The organism is Chryseobacterium sp. JJR-5R (assembly GCF_034047335.1).
In the GTDB taxonomy this organism is placed as follows: Bacteria; Bacteroidota; Bacteroidia; order Flavobacteriales; family Weeksellaceae; genus Chryseobacterium.
The window spans coordinates 2,504,433-2,524,092 of sequence record NZ_CP139137.1 but is presented as its reverse complement, the minus strand read 5'-3'; the positions used below and the strand labels follow the sequence as shown (position 1 = coordinate 2,524,092).

The 19,660-nt window shown below is 39.4% G+C and carries 10 protein-coding genes; 9 read left to right on the top strand and 1 reads right to left on the bottom strand.

Translation table 11 applies throughout. The features are described from left to right. Positions 1 to 572 precede the first annotated feature (572 nt). The 7 genes from SD427_RS11150 (at position 573) to SD427_RS19070 (ending at position 7,596) form a co-directional block, all read left to right on the top strand. Positions 573 to 2,249 (top strand): hypothetical protein, encoded by a 1,677-nt coding sequence (locus SD427_RS11150; protein WP_320557872.1) that lies wholly within the window; start codon positions 573 to 575, stop codon positions 2,247 to 2,249. 819 nt (positions 2,250 to 3,068) lie between these two features. Beyond that, a complete protein-coding gene (locus SD427_RS11145) occupies positions 3,069 to 4,820 on the top strand; it encodes a hypothetical protein (RefSeq protein ID WP_320557871.1) in 1,752 nt (583 codons plus the stop codon). Positions 4,821 to 4,942: 122 nt separating this feature from the next. Continuing rightward, positions 4,943 to 5,506 carry a Crp/Fnr family transcriptional regulator gene (locus SD427_RS11140; protein ID WP_320557870.1) on the top strand — a complete coding sequence of 188 codons (564 nt, stop codon included), beginning with the start codon at positions 4,943 to 4,945 and terminating at the stop codon, positions 5,504 to 5,506. Positions 5,507 to 5,584: 78 nt separating this feature from the next. After that, entirely contained in the window at positions 5,585 to 6,208 is a 624-nt protein-coding gene (locus tag SD427_RS11135; RefSeq protein ID WP_320557869.1) for an MBL fold metallo-hydrolase, read from the top strand. Then, a complete protein-coding gene (locus SD427_RS19075) occupies positions 6,147 to 6,422 on the top strand; it encodes an MBL fold metallo-hydrolase (RefSeq protein ID WP_414017725.1) in 276 nt (91 codons plus the stop codon). The genes SD427_RS11135 and SD427_RS19075 overlap by 62 nt, the downstream gene beginning before the upstream one ends. Positions 6,423 to 6,714: 292 nt before the next feature. Further along, positions 6,715 to 6,990 carry a hypothetical protein gene (locus tag SD427_RS11130; RefSeq protein WP_320557868.1) on the top strand — a complete coding sequence of 92 codons (276 nt, stop codon included), beginning with the start codon at positions 6,715 to 6,717 and terminating at the stop codon, positions 6,988 to 6,990. Positions 6,991 to 7,473: 483 nt separating this feature from the next. Continuing rightward, complete coding sequence (locus SD427_RS19070) at positions 7,474 to 7,596, top strand: transposase (protein ID WP_414017689.1); 123 nt, start codon at positions 7,474 to 7,476, stop codon at positions 7,594 to 7,596. Between the two features lie 220 nt (positions 7,597 to 7,816). Here SD427_RS19070 and SD427_RS11125 read toward each other — a convergent pair whose 3' ends face one another. Further along, a complete protein-coding gene (locus tag SD427_RS11125) occupies positions 7,817 to 9,316 on the bottom strand; it encodes a helix-turn-helix domain-containing protein (RefSeq protein WP_320557867.1) in 1,500 nt (499 codons plus the stop codon). A 482-nt stretch (positions 9,317 to 9,798) separates the two neighbouring features. On the opposite strand from SD427_RS11125, the gene SD427_RS11120 reads away from it, so the two are divergent. After that, positions 9,799 to 10,326, top strand: coding sequence for a hypothetical protein (locus tag SD427_RS11120; protein ID WP_320557866.1), 528 nt, complete (start codon positions 9,799 to 9,801; stop codon positions 10,324 to 10,326). Between the two features lie 205 nt (positions 10,327 to 10,531). After that, positions 10,532 to 19,651, top strand: a complete 9,120-nt coding sequence (locus SD427_RS11115; RefSeq protein WP_320557865.1) for a discoidin domain-containing protein — start codon at positions 10,532 to 10,534, stop codon at positions 19,649 to 19,651. The last annotated feature ends 9 nt before the right edge of the window (positions 19,652 to 19,660 follow it).

Here is a 19,660-nt window from a genome sequence, read left to right as displayed (position 1 = left end):
AAAACTGAATTCTGAAAACTAACCAATCAATCTGGCGTATGAACTTCGAGATACGCCTTTCAGGGTCAATACAGTTTGTCCGAGATTTGTGGCAACTGATTTTAACGGTCACAGAGGTAAAGGAACCGTACAGGAAGGTGGAATCCACATTGCAAAGTATGCCATGATCGGAGTGGAAGGACCGACCGGAAAGTTCATTAGTTAAGAATATAATACTGAAACAGGCTGTATATTTCGGCAAATATTGAAGCGAAAGAGAAGGTTACCAAAAATGCGGAATCACTAGGCTAGATTTAGCGAAATACCCGATATAATCTTAGTTCTGCTTTAATCTGAAAATCACGATTTTTTTCAGATTATATTTTGGCATTCCATATTTTAAACTATCATAAAACGAAATTCTTAATTATTTAGATGTAATGATTTTGAACTATCGCTTGTCCTAAAAGCAAAATGAGATCAAAAACAAGACAAAAAGAAACCAAAAGGAATCTGTCAATTGGTCTGATATTCAAGATTAGTATAACACCTCAGAAAAAAAATTAACATTCACTTTTTAAATTCAAGAATTTATGTTTAGAAAAATCATCTTCATCATTGCCTTTTTTTGTAGTTTTCTTACTCTATTCGGATCACACGTTCCCGACGATAAAATACTTGTATTTCATCTGAAGCCAATGTTTGATAACTCTGGCAAGGCCACAAGCATTCATGTTTTTTATGAAGTTGTTTTCGAGGACGACCAACTTTCTCATAATTTGACTCTGGATTTCGATCTGCTGGAAAATCATGGAAGAAATGCAGACAAGATATATGATCTTGTAGTTAAGGATAAAGACGGGATAGTGAAGATCAATCAGCCGGAAAAAGTCGCTGAATATAATGTTATGGCATACGATGCTGCGAGAGAGGTGCATGGAAAGGTCACGGTAGAGTATACTGTCACAGCCGCAAGTCCTATACGTAAAGGAGGATCCAATATAGATATGCAGGCAAGTGGAGGCGGGCTTACCGGATCTCTGATGAGTATTTTGCTGATACCGTCCTATGAAAAAGATATGTTTGTCAAATTAGTCTGGGATATACCTGAAGGACATACTGCCGTGTCAAGTTTTGGTACTGGTAATACAACTTCATCGGTCAAACTCTCTTACGGCAAGCTTATGTACACCCAGTTTATTGTTGGTAAACTTAAAACGTATCCAATTCCCTTGCCTGAAAAAGGTTTCAGTGTTGCGGGACTTGGACTGGATGATGATCGCATAGGCGATTCATTTTCTAAATTTAAGAATATGTACGAATATTTAAACTCCCAGTTCCATGCATCTCCTGATGTGGCCTTCCGCTTTTTCTACAGATCCTATCCGGAATTGCTAAGTCAGTCGGGAACGGCTGTGCAAGGGGAGGGGTACGGTTCTTTTCTGCTGTGTATACCTTACTCTGAAAAACTAAAGGACAATGATAATCTGTTTTCACTGGTGGCCCATGAAATGATGCATATTTTTATTTCGGGACTAGATGAGGAATGGTTCAGAGAAGGAATTGCCGATTATCTATCCATCATTCTACCGTACAAAGGGAAGTTTTATTCTAAAGAATTTTATTTGAGGTCTATCAATCAAAAGGCAGCACAGTATTACACCAATAACCTCAGGAAAGTTCCTGATTCGGCAGTCGGTCCCCTGAAGTTTTCCACCGCCAACTCGTGGACTTTATCTTATAGCAGGGGGTTCCTCTATTTTGCCAGTTTAGATGCTAAATTAAGAACATTGGGAAAAGACAGAAAAACCACCGTCCTTTCATTGGCAATGCAACTTGAGAAGCTGGGAAAGAGTCAGGAGATCAACGAAAATACCTGGGTAGAGCTCATAAGAAAAGAGGCAGGAGATTGGGCAGTGAAAGATTGGCAGTCTATGAAAAATGGTGACCTGATCATGCCGATTCCAGGCGCGTTTGGAAATGATGTCATGGTTGAAAAGATCAAAACAGGTATCTTTGATCTTGGCTTTGGCAAATCGGTCAGTATCAGTAAAGGACAGATCGTTTCGAATCTGGAAAAGGATTCTAATGCTGAGAAGGCAGGACTGCGTGAAGGTGACGAGATCGTTGAGTTCATTTATCTGAAGCCTTACTTTAGCAGCTTTGACAAGATGCTGACTGTCAAGGTCAAAAGAAATGAAAAGATCTTAAGCTTTACCTATAATCCCAGAAAGGGGGTTGTAGATGGATACCGATGGGTTGAAAAATAGAATTTTCTTCAGAAATGGATCGAATGTATTACACTTTGACTTGGTTGGTTTGTCTTCTTTTGTTATTCTTATAAAATGAATCCTTAAGAACCACTTGAAATAATTCTGAATGAATCTGATACCAACAATTGAGCCTACTTATTTTAAAAAGTTTATGACGCCTTACTATGATCAGATGCTTTTTGATAAAAAGCATTACGACCATTTTCCCCAAACATCATCTTTCCAACCTGTCTATGAATTGAAACTGCCTATCTTGCCACATCGGCAGACGGTGCATTATTTAATAATAGTATTTGCTAATGCGAATTCCGGCAAATGTACACCCTCAATTACGCTGTAAAGTAGCCCCTGCATGGTTTACAGACCTGGCAAAAATCTCCCTTAAACTTACCAATCCATTTCTAGCATATTCATCCCTGCTCAAAAAGAGCATTCTCCTTTCCTGAAAGCCTGTTAAGATCTATTTTGGCGACTTTTGAAGGTTCCATTTCCTCCACCAGGCAAAGCCAAACGAAAATAAAGCCTCAGAATAGGCGATTTCGGACTTCATGTTATCAACTTACATCGACACTATATCAATTCTTATAAGGCCTAAAAAGGGCTTAGAATTGAAAACTTTACCAGAGATGATCCGATAAAAAAATACAGCTAAAAGATTTAAGTAGGCTACTTTGCAGCGAAAAAAGGGGTGTAATTTGAAGCGAAAGAGAGGGTCACCTAAAATGCGGAATCGCTAGGCTACATTCACTGAAATACCCATTTAAATTGAAATAATATGTAATACTTTTGTTTTGCAAGTTGTCTTATAATAAATCTTTGATTCAAAAACAATGTAACCCTGTAATTGAAGAATTTATGTCTAATATTAATATAAAATCTATGTTTAATAATCTCATTATCATCACTGCTTTTTTAAGTTGTTTTTTTAATATGCTAAGTGCTAAAAACAACGCAGACAAAACCCTTGTGCTGCATTTGAAGCCGCAATATGATAATTTTGGAAAAGCAAATAGCATGCATGTTTCGTATGATGTGGTTTTTGAGGATGATCTGCGCACTCATCATCTCAATCTGTATCTTGATCTGATGCAAAACCTTGGCAGGAAAGATGATAAAGTTTCTGATCTCATTGTAAAAGATGAGAATGGGATCGTAGATATACACCCCTATAAGAAAGATACCGAAAAAAATGTTCTTGTTTACCAAGCGGTCAAACCAGTTACTGGAAAAGTAACAGTGGAGTACACTATTACAGCTGCAAGCCCTTTTCGAAATCGTGGCTCATACATCGATATGCAGGCAAGTGGAAGTGGACTCACCGGATCTTTTATCAGTATATTACTTTTACCCCCTTTCGAAAATAATGTTTTTGTCAGATTGGAATGGGATTTAACTGAAGGTAATACCGCCGTGTCAAGTTTCGGAGTAGGCAATACAACTTCAATTCCTTCGCTTTCCTATGAAAGTCTACTGTATGCACAATTTATCGTTGGCCCTCTTAACATGTTTCCCAACCCACTGCCTGATAAAGGTTTCAGTGTAGCCGGATTAGGACTAAGCCAAGATAAGATTGGAAACTCCCTGCCTAAATTTCAGGAAGTTTATGAATATTTAAGAAAGCAGTTTCAGGCCTCATCTGATGTATCTTTTCGTTTTTTTTATCGCTCTTATCCTGAAATTTATTTTCCAAGTGGTTCAGCAATACAAGGTGATGGATATGGTTCTTTTCTTCTTTGCATTCCACCTTCAGATCAATTGAAAGATAATGGCAGTTTACTGGCGGTGATATCGCATGAAATGCTGCATATCTTCATTTCAAGCGTAAGTAATGAGTGGTTCAATGAAGGAATCGCAGAGTATTTATCGACAGTTCTTCCTCACGAAGGTAAATTTTACACTGATGAATTTTATATGAAATTGATCAATCAGAAAGCAGCAGGATATTATACAAACGATATTAGAATGCAGCCGGATGAAACAGACAGCAACACTAAATTTTCTACTGCAAATTCCTGGACTCTACCTTACAACCGCGGCTTTTTATATTTCGCTAATCTTGATGCAAAATTAAAAGCCTTGACAAAAGGAAATAAAATGACCGTTCTTTCCTTAGTTTTAGAACTTGAAAAGATGAAAAGTACAACAGAAGTTACAGAAAAAACATGGGTTGATCTGCTTAAGAAAAGAGCTGGTAACTGGGCTGTAGAAGATTGGAAGGCAATGAAAGCTGGTAAGTTGATAAAGCCTTACCCTGGAGCTTTTGGAAAAAACTTTGTTGCAAAACGCTTAGAAACAGGTATCTTTGATCTCGGATTTAATAAATCGCAAGGAATATTGAAAGGTCAGATCATTTCAGATCTGGTAAAAGGTTCAAATGCTGAAAGAGCTGGAATTAAAGAAGGTGACGAGATCGTTGAATTTCTTTACCTCTATGAATATTATGGGAGCTATGATAAGAACATAACGGTAAAAATTAAAAGAAATGAAGAAATCCTAAGTTTTACATTTTTGCCAAAAAGAGGATCTGTAGAGGCATATGAGTGGGTTTTAGCAAAGGATAAGAAATAATTTTCAAAAGGGTAACTGCAAGTTGCCCTTTTTTAATTCTTCTAGCGAAGTTATTTCATATTTTTTTGTCATAAGATTTAGGAATGGTATATTATGGTTTATAATCTAGACTTAAACTGATAATGGATTTTATAAAGTACATAGAACAGCAGAGTTCAATTTCTCAGGCAACGTGTAGCAATTTGACAAAAGCCATTCGCAGGAAAACATACGTGAAAAAAGAGTTAATACTTCCTGTAGAAAATAGGTCGAAACAAATCTATTTTCTTGAAGAAGGAATAGCAAGGGTTTTTTATGTTGTAAAAGAAAAAGATGTTACACTCCATTTTTTGCGTGAAAATGGAATAGGTTTTCCGGTGGATAGCATCTTCTATAATCAGATCTGCAAATTCGGTATTGAAGCCCTTTCTTCTACTAATATCGTAACTCTGGCTTATGAAAATTGGCAGGAGATAGCCGCTAAAGATTTGGCATTGCAATTATTCACTCAAAAATTGATGATCGGATACATTAAAAATGCTACTGATAGAATATATAACCTGAAATTTCTAACACCTCAAGAGCGATTCAATAGTTTGATCAGCGAATTTCCTTCTATTTTCCGGGAAGTATCTTCCGGGCATATTGCATCTTACTTGGGTATTACACAAGAAACATTGAGCAGACTTCGTGCGAAAATAAAATAAAAATCCATTTTTTGATTTCAATCAAAAATAATTCCTCTAGACTTTGGGAAATTTGTATCATAAAAATTTGTAAATAATATGATAAAAATTACTGCTATAGAAACAGGAAAAGTAATCGTCAAATCTGCTCAGGTAACAGGTAAGACTGGACAATCTCCCATAGGCAGAAAAATTGATATTTTTAAAGACGATCATTTTGTTGAACCACTTCCGATTCTCACTTTTTTAATAGAACATCCCGAAGGAAATTTTTTAGTGGACACAGGGGACAACGCCAGAAATTCAGTACCTGGTTATCTCCCAACATGGAATCCATTCTTTACAAAGATGGTATCTGTAAGAGTAGCTCCAACAGAGGAGATTGGTTATAAACTTCAACTTTTAGATATTAATATTGCCACAGATATCGAAGCTGTGATCATTACACATTTTCATCACGACCATGCAGGAGGTCTAGATCATTTTCCGCACACAAGGATTATAGGAAGCCGCGAAAATTATAAGGAAGCAAGAAGCTTTAAAGGGAAAGTGGCAGGTTATCTTCCACAACGGATGCCAATCTGGTTGAAACCTGAATTAATAGACCAAAAATCCTGTCGGAGATTTTCCGGCATCTTATCCTCTAACAAAAGATGGAAGCATTTTTCTGGTTCCTACACCAGGACATTGTACCGGACATTTATCCGTTGTTGTCAGGGATAAAGATCTCACATATTTTATAGCTGGAGATGCTTCCTACAATGAAGATAATATTCGAAACGAAAAAACGGACGGAGTTACCTTTAAACCAGATGAAGCTATGGCAACTGTCAGAGCAATTAAAAAATTTGCTCTAAATGAACCTACCATTATCCTTCCTTGCCACGATCCAAAAAGTATTACAAGGCTGGCTGGCAGCCAAATATTTAAAGAGTAACTCTATCAATTTTAAATTGAAAAAATTTATTTTCAGATGATTTGACAGTACAAAGATTTTTAAAGATGAGTTAAATTTAACTCATCTTTTTATTTTAAACTGAAATGTAACAGAAGTTTTCTGTAAGTTTTTTATAGTTGTATGTTATTATCGTTTCTGAAATTAAGTATAACTATTACTTGGTGCCTTTCCACCTGTCAAGGTGTCTTTTGGCTTCTGTCAAAGTTCCGCCTTTAAACTTGGCACCTGTATTTAATTTATTGATCAAAACGATGATCTGATTTGCCTGTGCATGGTTCCAATTGTTTTCCCGGGTCAGAAAGGTGTAAATGCTTTCAGGGTTAAGTTCTTATTGTTGTGGTTCCTGGAAGATTTTGATGATGAGACCGTTCCAGAAATCACGTCCATAATAGAGCAGCAATTGGAGACAATTGATTCATGGTTGGACGATAATAAAGTAGAGGATAGCGAAGAAAACGAAAACTCGCTTTATGAAGATAAGCTTCAGAATGAAGGTAACGGTTCAGATGTGGAGTTTTTTAGTTCAACTCACTCATGGGCAGTTTGATATGAAAAATAAAAAAAGATGTAGAATAATACATCTTTTTTATTGGTTAAAGGAACTTTTTTGATGTACCTGCAACCGGAGAACCAATTTCTGTTAGCGTAATGAATTTTTACCTTTTGTCTTACAACCAGATCATAGAAGAAGTAGGGCAGTGGTATCTTGATCCGGTTTGTAGATATATAAATTTTAATACGTAATGGTCTTGCAAATGGAAATTGCGTGTATTTGCATATCAAAAGTAAAACGTTCTTTAAGTTAATTTGTAAATAGATAGTTGAACTTTTAATGTTTTTTGTAGTGGCATTATTATGGCGCACGAAAATGTTAAAATTTTGACATGCAGAATATTAGCGGTTTAATAGCGGATGTTAAAATCTCTCACTTTCCGCAGTAGCTCAGAAGAGAACTGAAAATTGATTTTGAAAAGTAATTGAAACAATTGTGGCAATATCATGGCACTTTTATTTTCATCACAAAAAAATCATGAACAATACCATCTATTTAGCAGCAGGCTTGAATTGTGAAGGAAAGAAAGAAGTTCTTGTGATGTGGCTCGGTGAGAATGAGAGTTGTAGCTTCCGGATGGGTTTTTTTAACCAATCTTAAAGCATGGACGTAGAAAATACCTTCATTATGGCAGCGGATAATCTGAATTGATCTACTGGAGTATCCGCAGTGTTTTCCCGCGTCTCATATCAGTTTCATTTGATTTGATCTGAAGTAAGATACATTCAGGATGGGAATAAAATGAACATTTCCTATGTATGGTAATAGTATCAGATCAGTAGCCCCATAAATAAAATAAATATAAAACCATATTTAACTATTATAAGTTTTGGGAAAATTCACTTCCGGAATTTGCTTTTATAATATCTATAAATTCAGAGGGTGAGATGCCTTTAATATTTTTAAAGATTTTAGTAAAAGTACTGTGAGAGGAAAATCCACAGACCGTAGCAAGATAAGCAATTTTATAATTCCTGTATTTTGCCTCTTCATTCAGTAATTTAACAATATAGTCAATCCTTAATATATTGATATAAGAATTAAAATTCATTTGTTTATTTTTATTGATGATCTCAGATAAACTCCGGGTATTGGTATTAAGATCTACTGCTACTTTAGCAAGTGTAATATTAGGGCTAAGATAAAAATGGGTAGCTTCATATTCCTCTAATAATGCAGCAATTTGATTATGGGCCACATTTTCAACATCTGGCTCCTCTGGCTCCGGTAATAAAATTTTCTCTGCAGAAAGTACAAAATTTTTATTTTCCTCTGTTTTTTTCTGCTTTTTAACTAAATATACATACAGAATTATTAATACCAACATGAGCATACATGCTGAAAAAAAAAGTATAAAATATTTACCTGAATTTTCCGGATAAATCGTTTCAAAATTTCCTTTTTTCTGAATTGAAGCATCATCCATATCTTCAAGTCTGTTTAGTATTTTCAACTGCATGCCATAATACTTGTCGGCTTCTGCTTTATTTTTTTTTGCAGTATAGATCGATTTGATACTGTCAAACGATTCATTTAAATATTCTATGTTATCTTCAGACTGCAACGGATATATGCTTTTTTTATAATACAGCAGCGCACTGTCTGTCTTTTTTGTGGCAGAGTATATTAATCCTATATTTAAAAGAGCTGTGCCTGAATAGTCACTTCCATTATATCTCTTTAGAGCCAGTTTATTGTAAGACAATGCAGATTTCAGATCCTTATTTCTCATGTAAGCATCTCCCAGATTAACTGCGATATCATGACCTAAGAATGGGTTTGCATTAATTTCAATTTTTGATAACTGTATATATTGGTCATTGGATAATTTGTAATAATATATTGAATTTTCAATATCCTCATTCACTGATGAGATTTTAGCCTTAAAAAAATAAAAGTAAGATTTTGCTTCAAACTTATCTTGGCGTCTGGATAATTTCATGATACAATCATTACTCTTTTCCAACATTGCTTTTGACTTCCATGTATAGTTTAAGTAGGTATAAAGATATGCGAGTTCCCCATAAATTTTTGCAGACTCAACATAGTTACCATATGTTTTTAACTCGTTCTCCAGATAAACGAGATATTCAATTGATTTGTCATTTTCTTTAAGTTTGAAATATGATCTTGCTGTATAATACAAGATATTTAACTTATCACTTTGTGATTTGGCTTCGCTGAGATATCTGTCACTGTCTCTTACAAATGTTTCAGGTGATTTATTAGAAAGTTTATTATATAGTAAATCATTTGAGTATGCTATATTAATAACCAATATGTTAATAATATAGAATATTTTTTTGTAAAAATGCTTCATCCTTAAATTTTTTGTAAAGATAACTCGCATTTTGGAATAGCATCAATTTAAAAGAATTTTTGTTGTCAATTTACGCTTTTGAACAAATTTTATAAGGGATATAAAATCTATAACTCTTATTTTAAGTGTTCTGGAATATGCCTGCGCATTTTTTGTAGTGCCTGTTTATGAAATATTTTATTATTTAAATTCATATTCTGACAAGTAAGAAAATGCTATAAATCAAATGCTTTTATTTACATATCAAATAGTATACTTTCGTGGTATGTAACAGTACTTTGTAATGGTCAGACAATTTATAACGATCTATATTCTGATCATTATACAGCCAATTTTTCCATGCATCATCCAAAGTAATATATAATTTGTTATTGATTAGTAATAATCAATAAAGAATTTATGGGAAACTAATTCTATACTGTTAAGTCCAGAATAAAATGACATTTAATCGTGAAATAAGCAGAATAAAATATTTTTCCCGGATGGGAAAAAATAATCTTTCTCATGCTTTTTTGCTTTTTACAATTCTTTGGTCTTCCTATTCTTTCGCTTATGATAGTCTGTCTGTTCATATAACCGGAAAGGTCTATATTTATCTGGATTCTATAGTGGTCTCAGATCAGAAACTAATTACCCATAGGCAGGTGTGTCCGGTTTCTGCTTATGCAGGCAAAAATCATGAGAAAAAAAGCTTAGATATATATATTCATAATCAACAGGCATCTCATGAAAGTAATGATTCACATGTTTCAAGAAATACAGGGTCACTGCCGGAAACAGCATTCTATTATATTCCGTCAAGAGAATTTTACTTTTTACAATATGTTGCCTGTTTGAACTCACGGGTGGCCGGAGCAACCGGTAAGGCAGCTGTTGCTGCACATATTTACTTTACAAGTTCTAAAAAGAAAGATATAATCCGTATAAAATTTTATAATTATATTCAATATTATATCATATTAAATTATTGTATTCCTTACAATAACCGCCCTCCGCCTTTAAAAGTCTGAAAATATTTTAATACCCGGCAGCTGCCTGATTATGTATAACATACATATTTTACAAGAACGGAGCGTAACAATAACAAGTTTTATTAGGTGCAGTACCAGATATGGTTTTGTACTGTGCTATGTCCTTTTAGTAATCTTTTTACTTAAAAGTAAAATAAAAGATCAGCAGCTTCTTAAAAAATAATAATAATTATATAAATGAATAATGAATTTACTTTTTATTGATAAATGTAAATCATCAGGATACAAAGTTTCATTTCGATATGGGCTTTTTTCACTGATGGTTTTCCTGACGGGACTAAGGGTCTCGGGACAGTCTCCCGGCGGGGTTTCGGGTGCCAGTCTCTGGCTCCGTGCAGATCAGGGTATAGGAAACACCACCTATATTAATGTTCCCGCTGCAAACCGTACTGCCAGCTCTACAAATGCTGCCGTACTCTCACCCGCCAATTCCGTGCTGACGTCTACCACATCATGGTCGGCATTAAATGCGGTAAATGGAGATTATCTTACCTTGGATACAGGATCGGTACAAACCCTTCGTGGTATTGTTACGAAAGGACGCGGGGATGCAGGGCAGTGGGTAACTTCGTATAACGTGAGCTATTCTACGGATAATGTTACCTATAATACAATCAATATATCGGGTACCCCTGTCAATTTCAGAGGGAATTTCGATCAGAATACGGAGATTATCAATCAGTTTCCGGCTCCTGTAAATGCGCGGTATATCCGGATCACGGTAACGGCTTTCAGCGGGCATCCTTCCATGCGTGCTGATGTACTGCAAAGCATAGGAAGCGTTACGGCAGATAATTCTTCTTTATCCGTATGGCAGGACCAGAGCGGGAATAACAATAGCACGTTCCAGTCCAATGCCTCAGCAAGTGCAGCGGTACGCCCTGTCTTTAAAGATAACGCCACGGATAACATCAATTTTAATCCTGTCGTAAATTTCGGCAATACCCAGCAGTTGATCGACGGCAGCGGAGTAGTGCCTGCAACAAGCAACGTGGGAGCCTCTACCTTTTTGATGAGTGCAGTTACAACACCTACTAATTCCAGTGTTTTTGTAGAGGCGCTTGGGGTAGGGGCTGTTTTGAATTTGCATGCGCCATGGGCTTCAGACGGAAATATTTATTGGGACGGACCTCAGACTAACAGGATCAGTGCGCCATGGGGCGGTGTTACCGGCCAGCCGTATCTCTGGACCGGTTGGAACAACAGCACACTGACACCGAGAACCACCTTACGCAGAAACGGGCTCCAGATTGCTTCCGGAGGAACGCAGAATGCTTATACCGGGAACAACAGCCCTATGTATATAGGAGGAGCGTATGTCGGCAGGGTCGGAGACCTTATCATCTACAACCGGAATCTTTCCGCAGATGAAAGAAACCGCGTGGAATCTTATGTAGCTGTAAAATATGGACTTACGCTGGACCAGGCCACGGTGCAGAATTATCTTAATTCATCATCAGCCATGGTATGGGATGCAGCTACCAATATTCCTTATAATAACAATATTGCCGGAGTAGGGAGAGATGATGCTTCAGGATTGCTTCAGAAGCAGTCCAGATCCATCAATACCGGGATACAGCCTGTGATCGGAAATGTGACCATCGCAGGAAGCAATGCTTTAAATACCAATAGCTTTTCATCAAATATGAGCTATCTGGTCTGGGGTTCTGATACCGGATCCACCAATCTGTTTGCCTCATCCTTTAATTATGGAGGGCTTACAGGACGCATGGCCCGTATATGGAAAGTACAGGAAACCGGAAACGTGGGAACAGTAAAAGTAGCATTGGCCGTAAGCCAGCTGCCGGCCAGCCTTTCACAGCCTGCCCTGGTGGTAAGCAGCGATTCTTCTTTTGACGGAAGCGATACAAGAGTTGCGATGACCTTGGAAACCATTGGCGGTGTGGACTATTACACCGGAACTGTTGATTTCACTACGGGACAGTATTTTACCTTCGCAGGAACCCTTTCAGCACCAGGAGGTGTTGTAGCAGGATTATCCGGATGGTATAAGGAAAATGCATCCAATACCGGAACACTGTGGAAAAATGCCACAGGCTATGATGACGCTACGGCAACCGGTACCAATGTATATAATACTTCAGGCACTGATGCGGTTAACTTTAACCCGTCTTATACGTTCAACACCTCTGGTGTATTTACTCTGCCTGCTTCACTGGACCTCACCGGCAATTATTCCCAGTTTGGGGTTGCAAGGCTGAAAACCGTAGGTTCCAGCGCAAGAGTGTTCGGTTCAGCCCTATCCAATGTGATATTGGGATATTGGGGAAATCTGATGAACACTGTTTATTATGACGCAGTACCGAACAGCCTTACTTCCGGAGTTAATGGTGTAATTCCTTCCACTACGGATGTACGGCAGTATTCCTATATCCGCAACAATGGTCCGTTTGCATTCTATGGCAACGGGACTTCATTGTTAACCGGAAGTACTTCAGGGGCAACGGCACTCAGAGGAACCATTGGCGGAAGTTCGGGAGAAAACTCAAATGCAGTTGTTCCGGAATATATTACCTATAACACCAATTTAAGTCTGGCCGACCAGAATAAGGTCGAGACTTATCTTGCCGTGAAATACGGGCATACCAAATCCGGAAATTATATCAATTCCGCAGGAACGGTAATTTGGACTTCCGGAACAGGATATGACAACAACATTGCATCTGTTGCCCGGGATGATGCTTCAGCATTGAGCCAAAAGCAGTCTGCTTCCCAGAATGCGGGTGTGCAGCCGGTGATTGGTAATGTAAATCTGGCTGCTTCTAATGCAGCAAATACCAACGCCTTCCCGACGGATCTTTCTTCACTGGTTTGGGGATCTGATACCGGAAGTACTTTATTTGGGACGCCATTCGTATTTGGTACATCTAATTACAGAATGAACAGAATCTGGAAAGTGCAGAAGACCGGAACAGTAGGCAATGTAAAAGTAGCGGTACCTGTTAGTCAGATCGCAGCTGCCAATATGCCATTCGTTCTTGTAAGTAATGACAATACTTTTGATGGCAGTGACACCCGGATCGCCATGACCCCGGAAACAGTAGGAGGTACAGAATACTATACTGCATCTGTTAACTTTGCTTCAGGACAGTTCTTTACTTTTTCAGGATATGTTGCAGCCCCTGGAGGTGTTATTGCAGGACTTGATATGTGGGTAAAAGGAGATAAAGGTTTCTCAGGTGCGCAGTGGCAGGATCTGTCGCTCGGCGGAAGAACCTTTTCGCAGCCTGTTGCGGCCAGCCAGCCTTCAACAGGGATCATGAACTTTAACACCGTGACGAAATTTGACGGAAATGATTTAATGGAAATTACATCCGCTGCATCCTTATCTAATTTGTTAAATGGAAGCATAAACAGCAGCCATACCCAGATTACAGCCTTTAACAGTGCTACAGCTTCAAACACAGGAATTTCTGATATATACAGTTCTTGTGGAGGAAACGGTGACCTTATATGGAATACTTTCGGAAATTTATGGATGGATGTAGGCTGTGGAAACAGTCAGCCAAATTATGGAGGCTCTACCGCTGTTAATCCTAACTTCAGTTACTTAAATACTTATACCTATGCCAATCCTTCCGGACAGATGCTGACCTATAGGGATAATGTGCAGACCGGTACCGGTACAAACGCATCTGTGCCTGCGGGCTTCAGTTTAGCACGTTTAGGATTTGGAGAAGTAGGAGGGTATTTTAACGGAAATATCGGAGAGTACATCATGTACAACAGGACCATATCCGCTACCGACAGGCAGCGTATTGATTCTTATCTTGCGATCCGCTATGGTATTACTCTGGGAACAACAGCTGTGCCGTTCAGCTATCTAGCAGCAGATGGAACCACAATATACTGGAACTGGGATACCACGTACCAGAATAATATTGCCGGAATAGGGCGCGATGATGCTACAGCACTGAACCAGAAACAGTCTGCTTCACAGAATGCCGGATTACAACCTGTCATCGGAAACGGTAATATTACAGCTAATAATGCCACAAATATCAATGATTTTACATCAGATAAGAGCTACATGGTATGGGGTTCTGATACCGGAAATACATTATTTGCAACGCCTTTTGTATTTGGTACTTCTACATATAGAATGACCAGGATCTGGAAAGTGCAGGAAACCGGAACGGTAGGAACGGTAAAGGTTGCTGTACCGGTAAACCAGATTACAGCCGTTACGGCACTTCAGCTCGTGGTAAGCAGTGATGCTGTTTTTGACGGCAGCGATAACAGAATTGCCATGAGCCAGGAAGATCTTGGCGGGGTAAGATACTATACTGCTACAGTCGATTTAAGCAGCGGACAGTTTTTTACCTTCTCCGGGAAAGGAGTAGGTCCGGGAGGAGTAGCAGGCGCCGGTGTATGGCTTCGTGCTGATGCCGGAAGTCTTTCTGCAACCACATATTTCAATGTTCCGGCAGGCAGCAGAACGGCAAGTTCTTCAAATTCTGCTTCTTTATCACCGGCGAATTCCACGCTCACGTCAGGATCTTCATGGTCTGCCTTAACAGCAATTACAGGAGATTACCTAACCCTCGACCTGGGTTCTTCACAAACCGTAAACGGAGTGGTAACCAAAGGAAGGGGAGATGCCGGTCAATGGGTAACAGGCTATACGCTGAGTTATTCTACGGACGGTACTGCCTACACGGATATGGGAAGAAACTATAAAGGAAATACGGATAATAATTCTGAGGTTTCCAATATCTTTACCTTACCGATAACAGCAAGATACATCCGTTTCACGGTAACCGGATTCAACGGACATCCGTCTATGCGTGCAGATGTCATCCAGAATGTAACGGCAGCGGCGGATACCAATGCTATCGCTAACTGGACCGATCAGAGTGGAAGCAGTAACCATGCGATGCAAACCGTCGTTTCGGCTCGCCCAACCTATCGTAACAATACAACGGATAACCTGAACTTTAACCCGGTGATGAATTTCAACGGTTCACAGAACATGCTTGATCCGGATGGTATCCTGGCAACCAATACGTATGCTGATGCTTCAGCATTTGTGGTAAATGCAGCGGCTTCCCTAACCAACAGTTCTTCGTTATTTGAATCTTTGGGTACAGGAGGACAGCTTAATATGCATTCTCCTTGGAGTGACGGTAATTTCTACTGGGATGGTGCTCTTACCAGCAGGATCAGTGCTGCCTGGGGCGGAACGCTCAACGTTCCGTACCTATGGACCGGTTGGAACAACAACAGTCTGACACCGAAAACTTCACTCAGAAGAAACGGGCTGCAGATTGCTTCAGGAACAACCTTGGTTCCTTATACCGGAAATAACAGCCCGATGTATTTCGGAGTTTCACCTAATTCAGCCAACTATAATGGCCGTATCGGAGACATCATTGTTTTCAACAGGGCATTGTCGGCCAGTGAAAGAAACAAGGTAGATTCTTATAATGCTATTAAATACGGTCTTACCTTAGACCAGACTACGACGCAGAATTATACCAATTCCGCTTCCGGAACTATCTGGGATGCCTCTCTGAACTCAGGATATGGCAATAACATTGCCGGGATCATGAGGGATGATGCTTCCATATTGAACCAGAAGCAGTCGAAAAGTTCCAACACGGGCTTCCAGCCTGTTATCGGAAATATCGGTCTTGCAAGTACCAATACAGCGAATACCAATGCATTTACGGCGGATCTTTCCTCACTTGTATGGGGGTCGGATACGGGAAGCCTTAGCTTTGCCACTCCGTTTGCCTTTGGAAATTCTTCTCAGAGGATGACCCGGATCTGGAAAGTACAGAAAACCGGTACGGTAGGTAATGTAAAAGTAGCTATTCCTTTGGATCAGATTGCAGGTAATGTTTCCAGACCTTATCTGGTAATCAGCAATGATGCTGCCTTTGACGGTACAGATACAAGAACGGAAATGACGCTGGAAACCATTGCCGGGGCACCGTATTTTACAGCCACTGCAAATTTCACAACCGGTCAGTTCTATACGTTCTCTGCACTGGCAACTGCGCCGGGAGGCGTAAATGCAGGGCTTATTTCCTGGAATAAGCAGAATATAAATAATACGACAACCGTTTGGAGAAATGCCCTGAGTACCAATGATGCTACCGGCGGAGGCAGCATTGTGTATAATGCTACCAATGCAACTAATGATCTGGTTAATTTCAATGAGTCATATACATTAAACGGAGGCGTATTTACACTGCCTGCCGCTTTGGATGTCTCAGGAAATTATTCAATGTTCGGAGTGTCTAAGTTAAAAATAGCTGGTTCCAACGCGCGGGTATTCGGATCTGCACTGTCTAATGTTATATTAGGATACTGGAATAATTTAATGAATACCGTGTATTATGATGCAGCCCCTAACAGCCTGACAGCAGGTACCAATTCTGTAGTGGCATCTACAACGGATGTAAGACAGTATACCTATATCAGAAACGGCGGGCCGTTCGCTTTCTACGGGAACAGCTTGAGTATTCTTTCAGGAGCAGCTTCGGGGGCAACCGCTTTCAGGGGAACCATCGGAGGCAGCAGCGGGGAGAATTCCTACGTAGTGTCACCGGAATATGCTACCTATAATACAGCATTAAACGCAGCAGACCAAAATAAGGTGGAATCCTATTTAGCGCTTAAGTACGGATACACGAAATCCGGAAATTATACAGGTTCTACAGGAAGCGCTTTCTGGACAGCTGTTGCAGGCTATAACAGCAACGTAGCAGGAATCGGAAGGGATGATAATTCCGGATTGGAGCAGAAAGTTTCTAAATCGGTAAACCCAGGATCAATACTGACCCTTTCAACCAATGCAGACTTTACCAATCCTAACAGTGCCACCAGCAGAACAGGGATAATAAATAACCTGAATTTCCTCACCATTGGGGATGATAATGCTTCTACAGTTAATAAGATTAATACAGATCTCATGCCTGGTTTTACAAGAAGAATTGCCCGTGAATGGAAGCTGCAGAATACTGACTTTACTCAGGATGCACATCTTCAGTTCTCTACATTAGACAATACCATCGTGTGGAATGTCGTATGGGATGCTGATGGGGATTTTACTTCAGGAGCTGTAAATTTAGGTACAGTCAATTCAAACGGGCAGGGTAATTTTACTGGGAACCAGTTAAAGTCAGGATATTTAGCTTTAATGGCTACTCCTAAAGACAGTGATGGAGACGGAGTAATAGATGCGGATGATCTGGATGATGACAATGATGGAATTTTAGATACGGTAGAGTGCCCGAATCAGTTCTTCTGGACAGGTCCTATATCATTCTCTCCAGACAATAAAGTGGCTACAGGTACTATAAATGGAGTAGGATTTACATTTACGTCTGACAAGCCTATGTCACAATCGCCTGCAGTGTACAATCATTCAATTTTCCCGGCTTCTTATGGGGTTCCTAACAATAACCCTACCATAGCTAATACAGACATTTCATCGAATGTCCTTGTATTTGATCAGCCGATGACAGATCCAATTTTAGTATTTGCATCTATAGGTAATCCGAGCACAGGTGTTCCTGTCATGTTTGACAGGCCGGTAGAAGTTTTATGGTCGGGTACTGCCGGAGGCAGTTTTACAGTAGATTCGCCGACTCAGTTTACCGGTAAAGAAGGATACGCAATAGTAAAAGTTCCAGGTGTTCACACTTCTCTTTCATTTAACTATATGCTTGCGGAAAACTGGGTGAATTTTACATTCGGAGCCAGTAAATTAGGTGTATGTGATACCGACAGTGACGGAAACCCTAACGGACTAGATCTGGATTCCGATAACGACGGTTGTTCTGATGCTATAGAAGGCGATGAAAATGTTTTGTTATCTCAACTGGTGAATGCAGCCGGTACCGTAACTTCAGGAACAGGGTCGACTGCTCCTAACAGAAATATCTGTGCTTCTGCTTCATGCGTAGATGCACAGGGAGTACCTCTTTTGGTAAATACAGGCGGTGCAGCTGATATCGGAAGTGATGTCGGTCAGGGCATAGGTACTTCACAAAACAATGTATTGAAAGATCCTGAATGTACAAATGTTGATTCTGATGGTGATGGTATTGTTAATTCTATTGATTTGGATGATGACAATGACGGAATACTTGATAGAGATGAAACAAAATGTATTAATTCATCTAGCGGTAGTTTTAATAATAATTTACAGGCTTGGCAAAGTACAAACTTAGATGTAATTCAAGGTCAAATTTACAAACTTCAATTGACTGGTTCAAATGTAGGAGTATATACTGCTATAGGAGGTCCAAACAATGGGAAGCAATTCTACGCTTTAGGTTATGCGTCAAATGGAGTTGCTGATTATGATGGTTTGCAATATAATGTAAGTAATGGAGTTCTTTATGGATCAAATCCTCCAGTTGATCTCCCTTTTGCTAACTTAACAGCATCAGATTATAGTACACTATTAAAATTTGTCGGAATGATTGACACAAACTCAAACGGTCAGTATAATCCGGCAAATGGAGATAAGCTGATTCCTAATTTGCTTAATATGTCTCAAGGTATCCAGGGTGGAGTTAGTTTTGTGGCTACGGCAACAGGAAAACTACATATAGTATTTGCAGATACACAATATTCTGATAATAGTGGAATATTAAGCTATGGAGGGCAGACATGCGGAATAGACCAGGATACCGATAGCGATGGCATACCAGATCGTTTAGATCTGGATTCAGATAACGACGGCTGTCCGGATGCCGTGGAAGGGGATGAAAATGTAAACCCTAACCAGCTGGTAACTGCGGCAGGCACCGTAACCTCAGGACCGGGATCTTCCGCGCCTAACAGGAACATATGTGCTTCCGCGTCATGTGTAGATTCACAGGGAGTTCCACAACTTGTTAATACAGGAGGAGCTGCTGATATCGGTAATGACCAGGGCCAGGGAATCGGCACTTCGCAGAATGCCGCCTCCCAGCCTGCCAACTGTATCAGTCTGAGCTGTTACAGGCCTGCTATTACTTCAGGAGTTACGCTGAATACCAATTTCGGTATTTCTGCACTGGGAAGAGCGGGAATCAGCGGTGACAACTGGCCAATGGTGAGAAAAGGAGCATGGACGGCACTCGAAGCCAAAACAAAAGGTTTTGTAGTCAACCGTGTTGCTTTCGACTCATCAGGAAATCCGGTAGGCATTGCCCCTGCGAATTTCATTGAAGGAATGATGGTATATGATTCCACAAATAACTGTCTGAAAGTGTACACCACAACAGATAACGGAACTACTTATGGATGGAAGTGTATGACTACACAAACCTGTCCGGACTAAATGATTAAT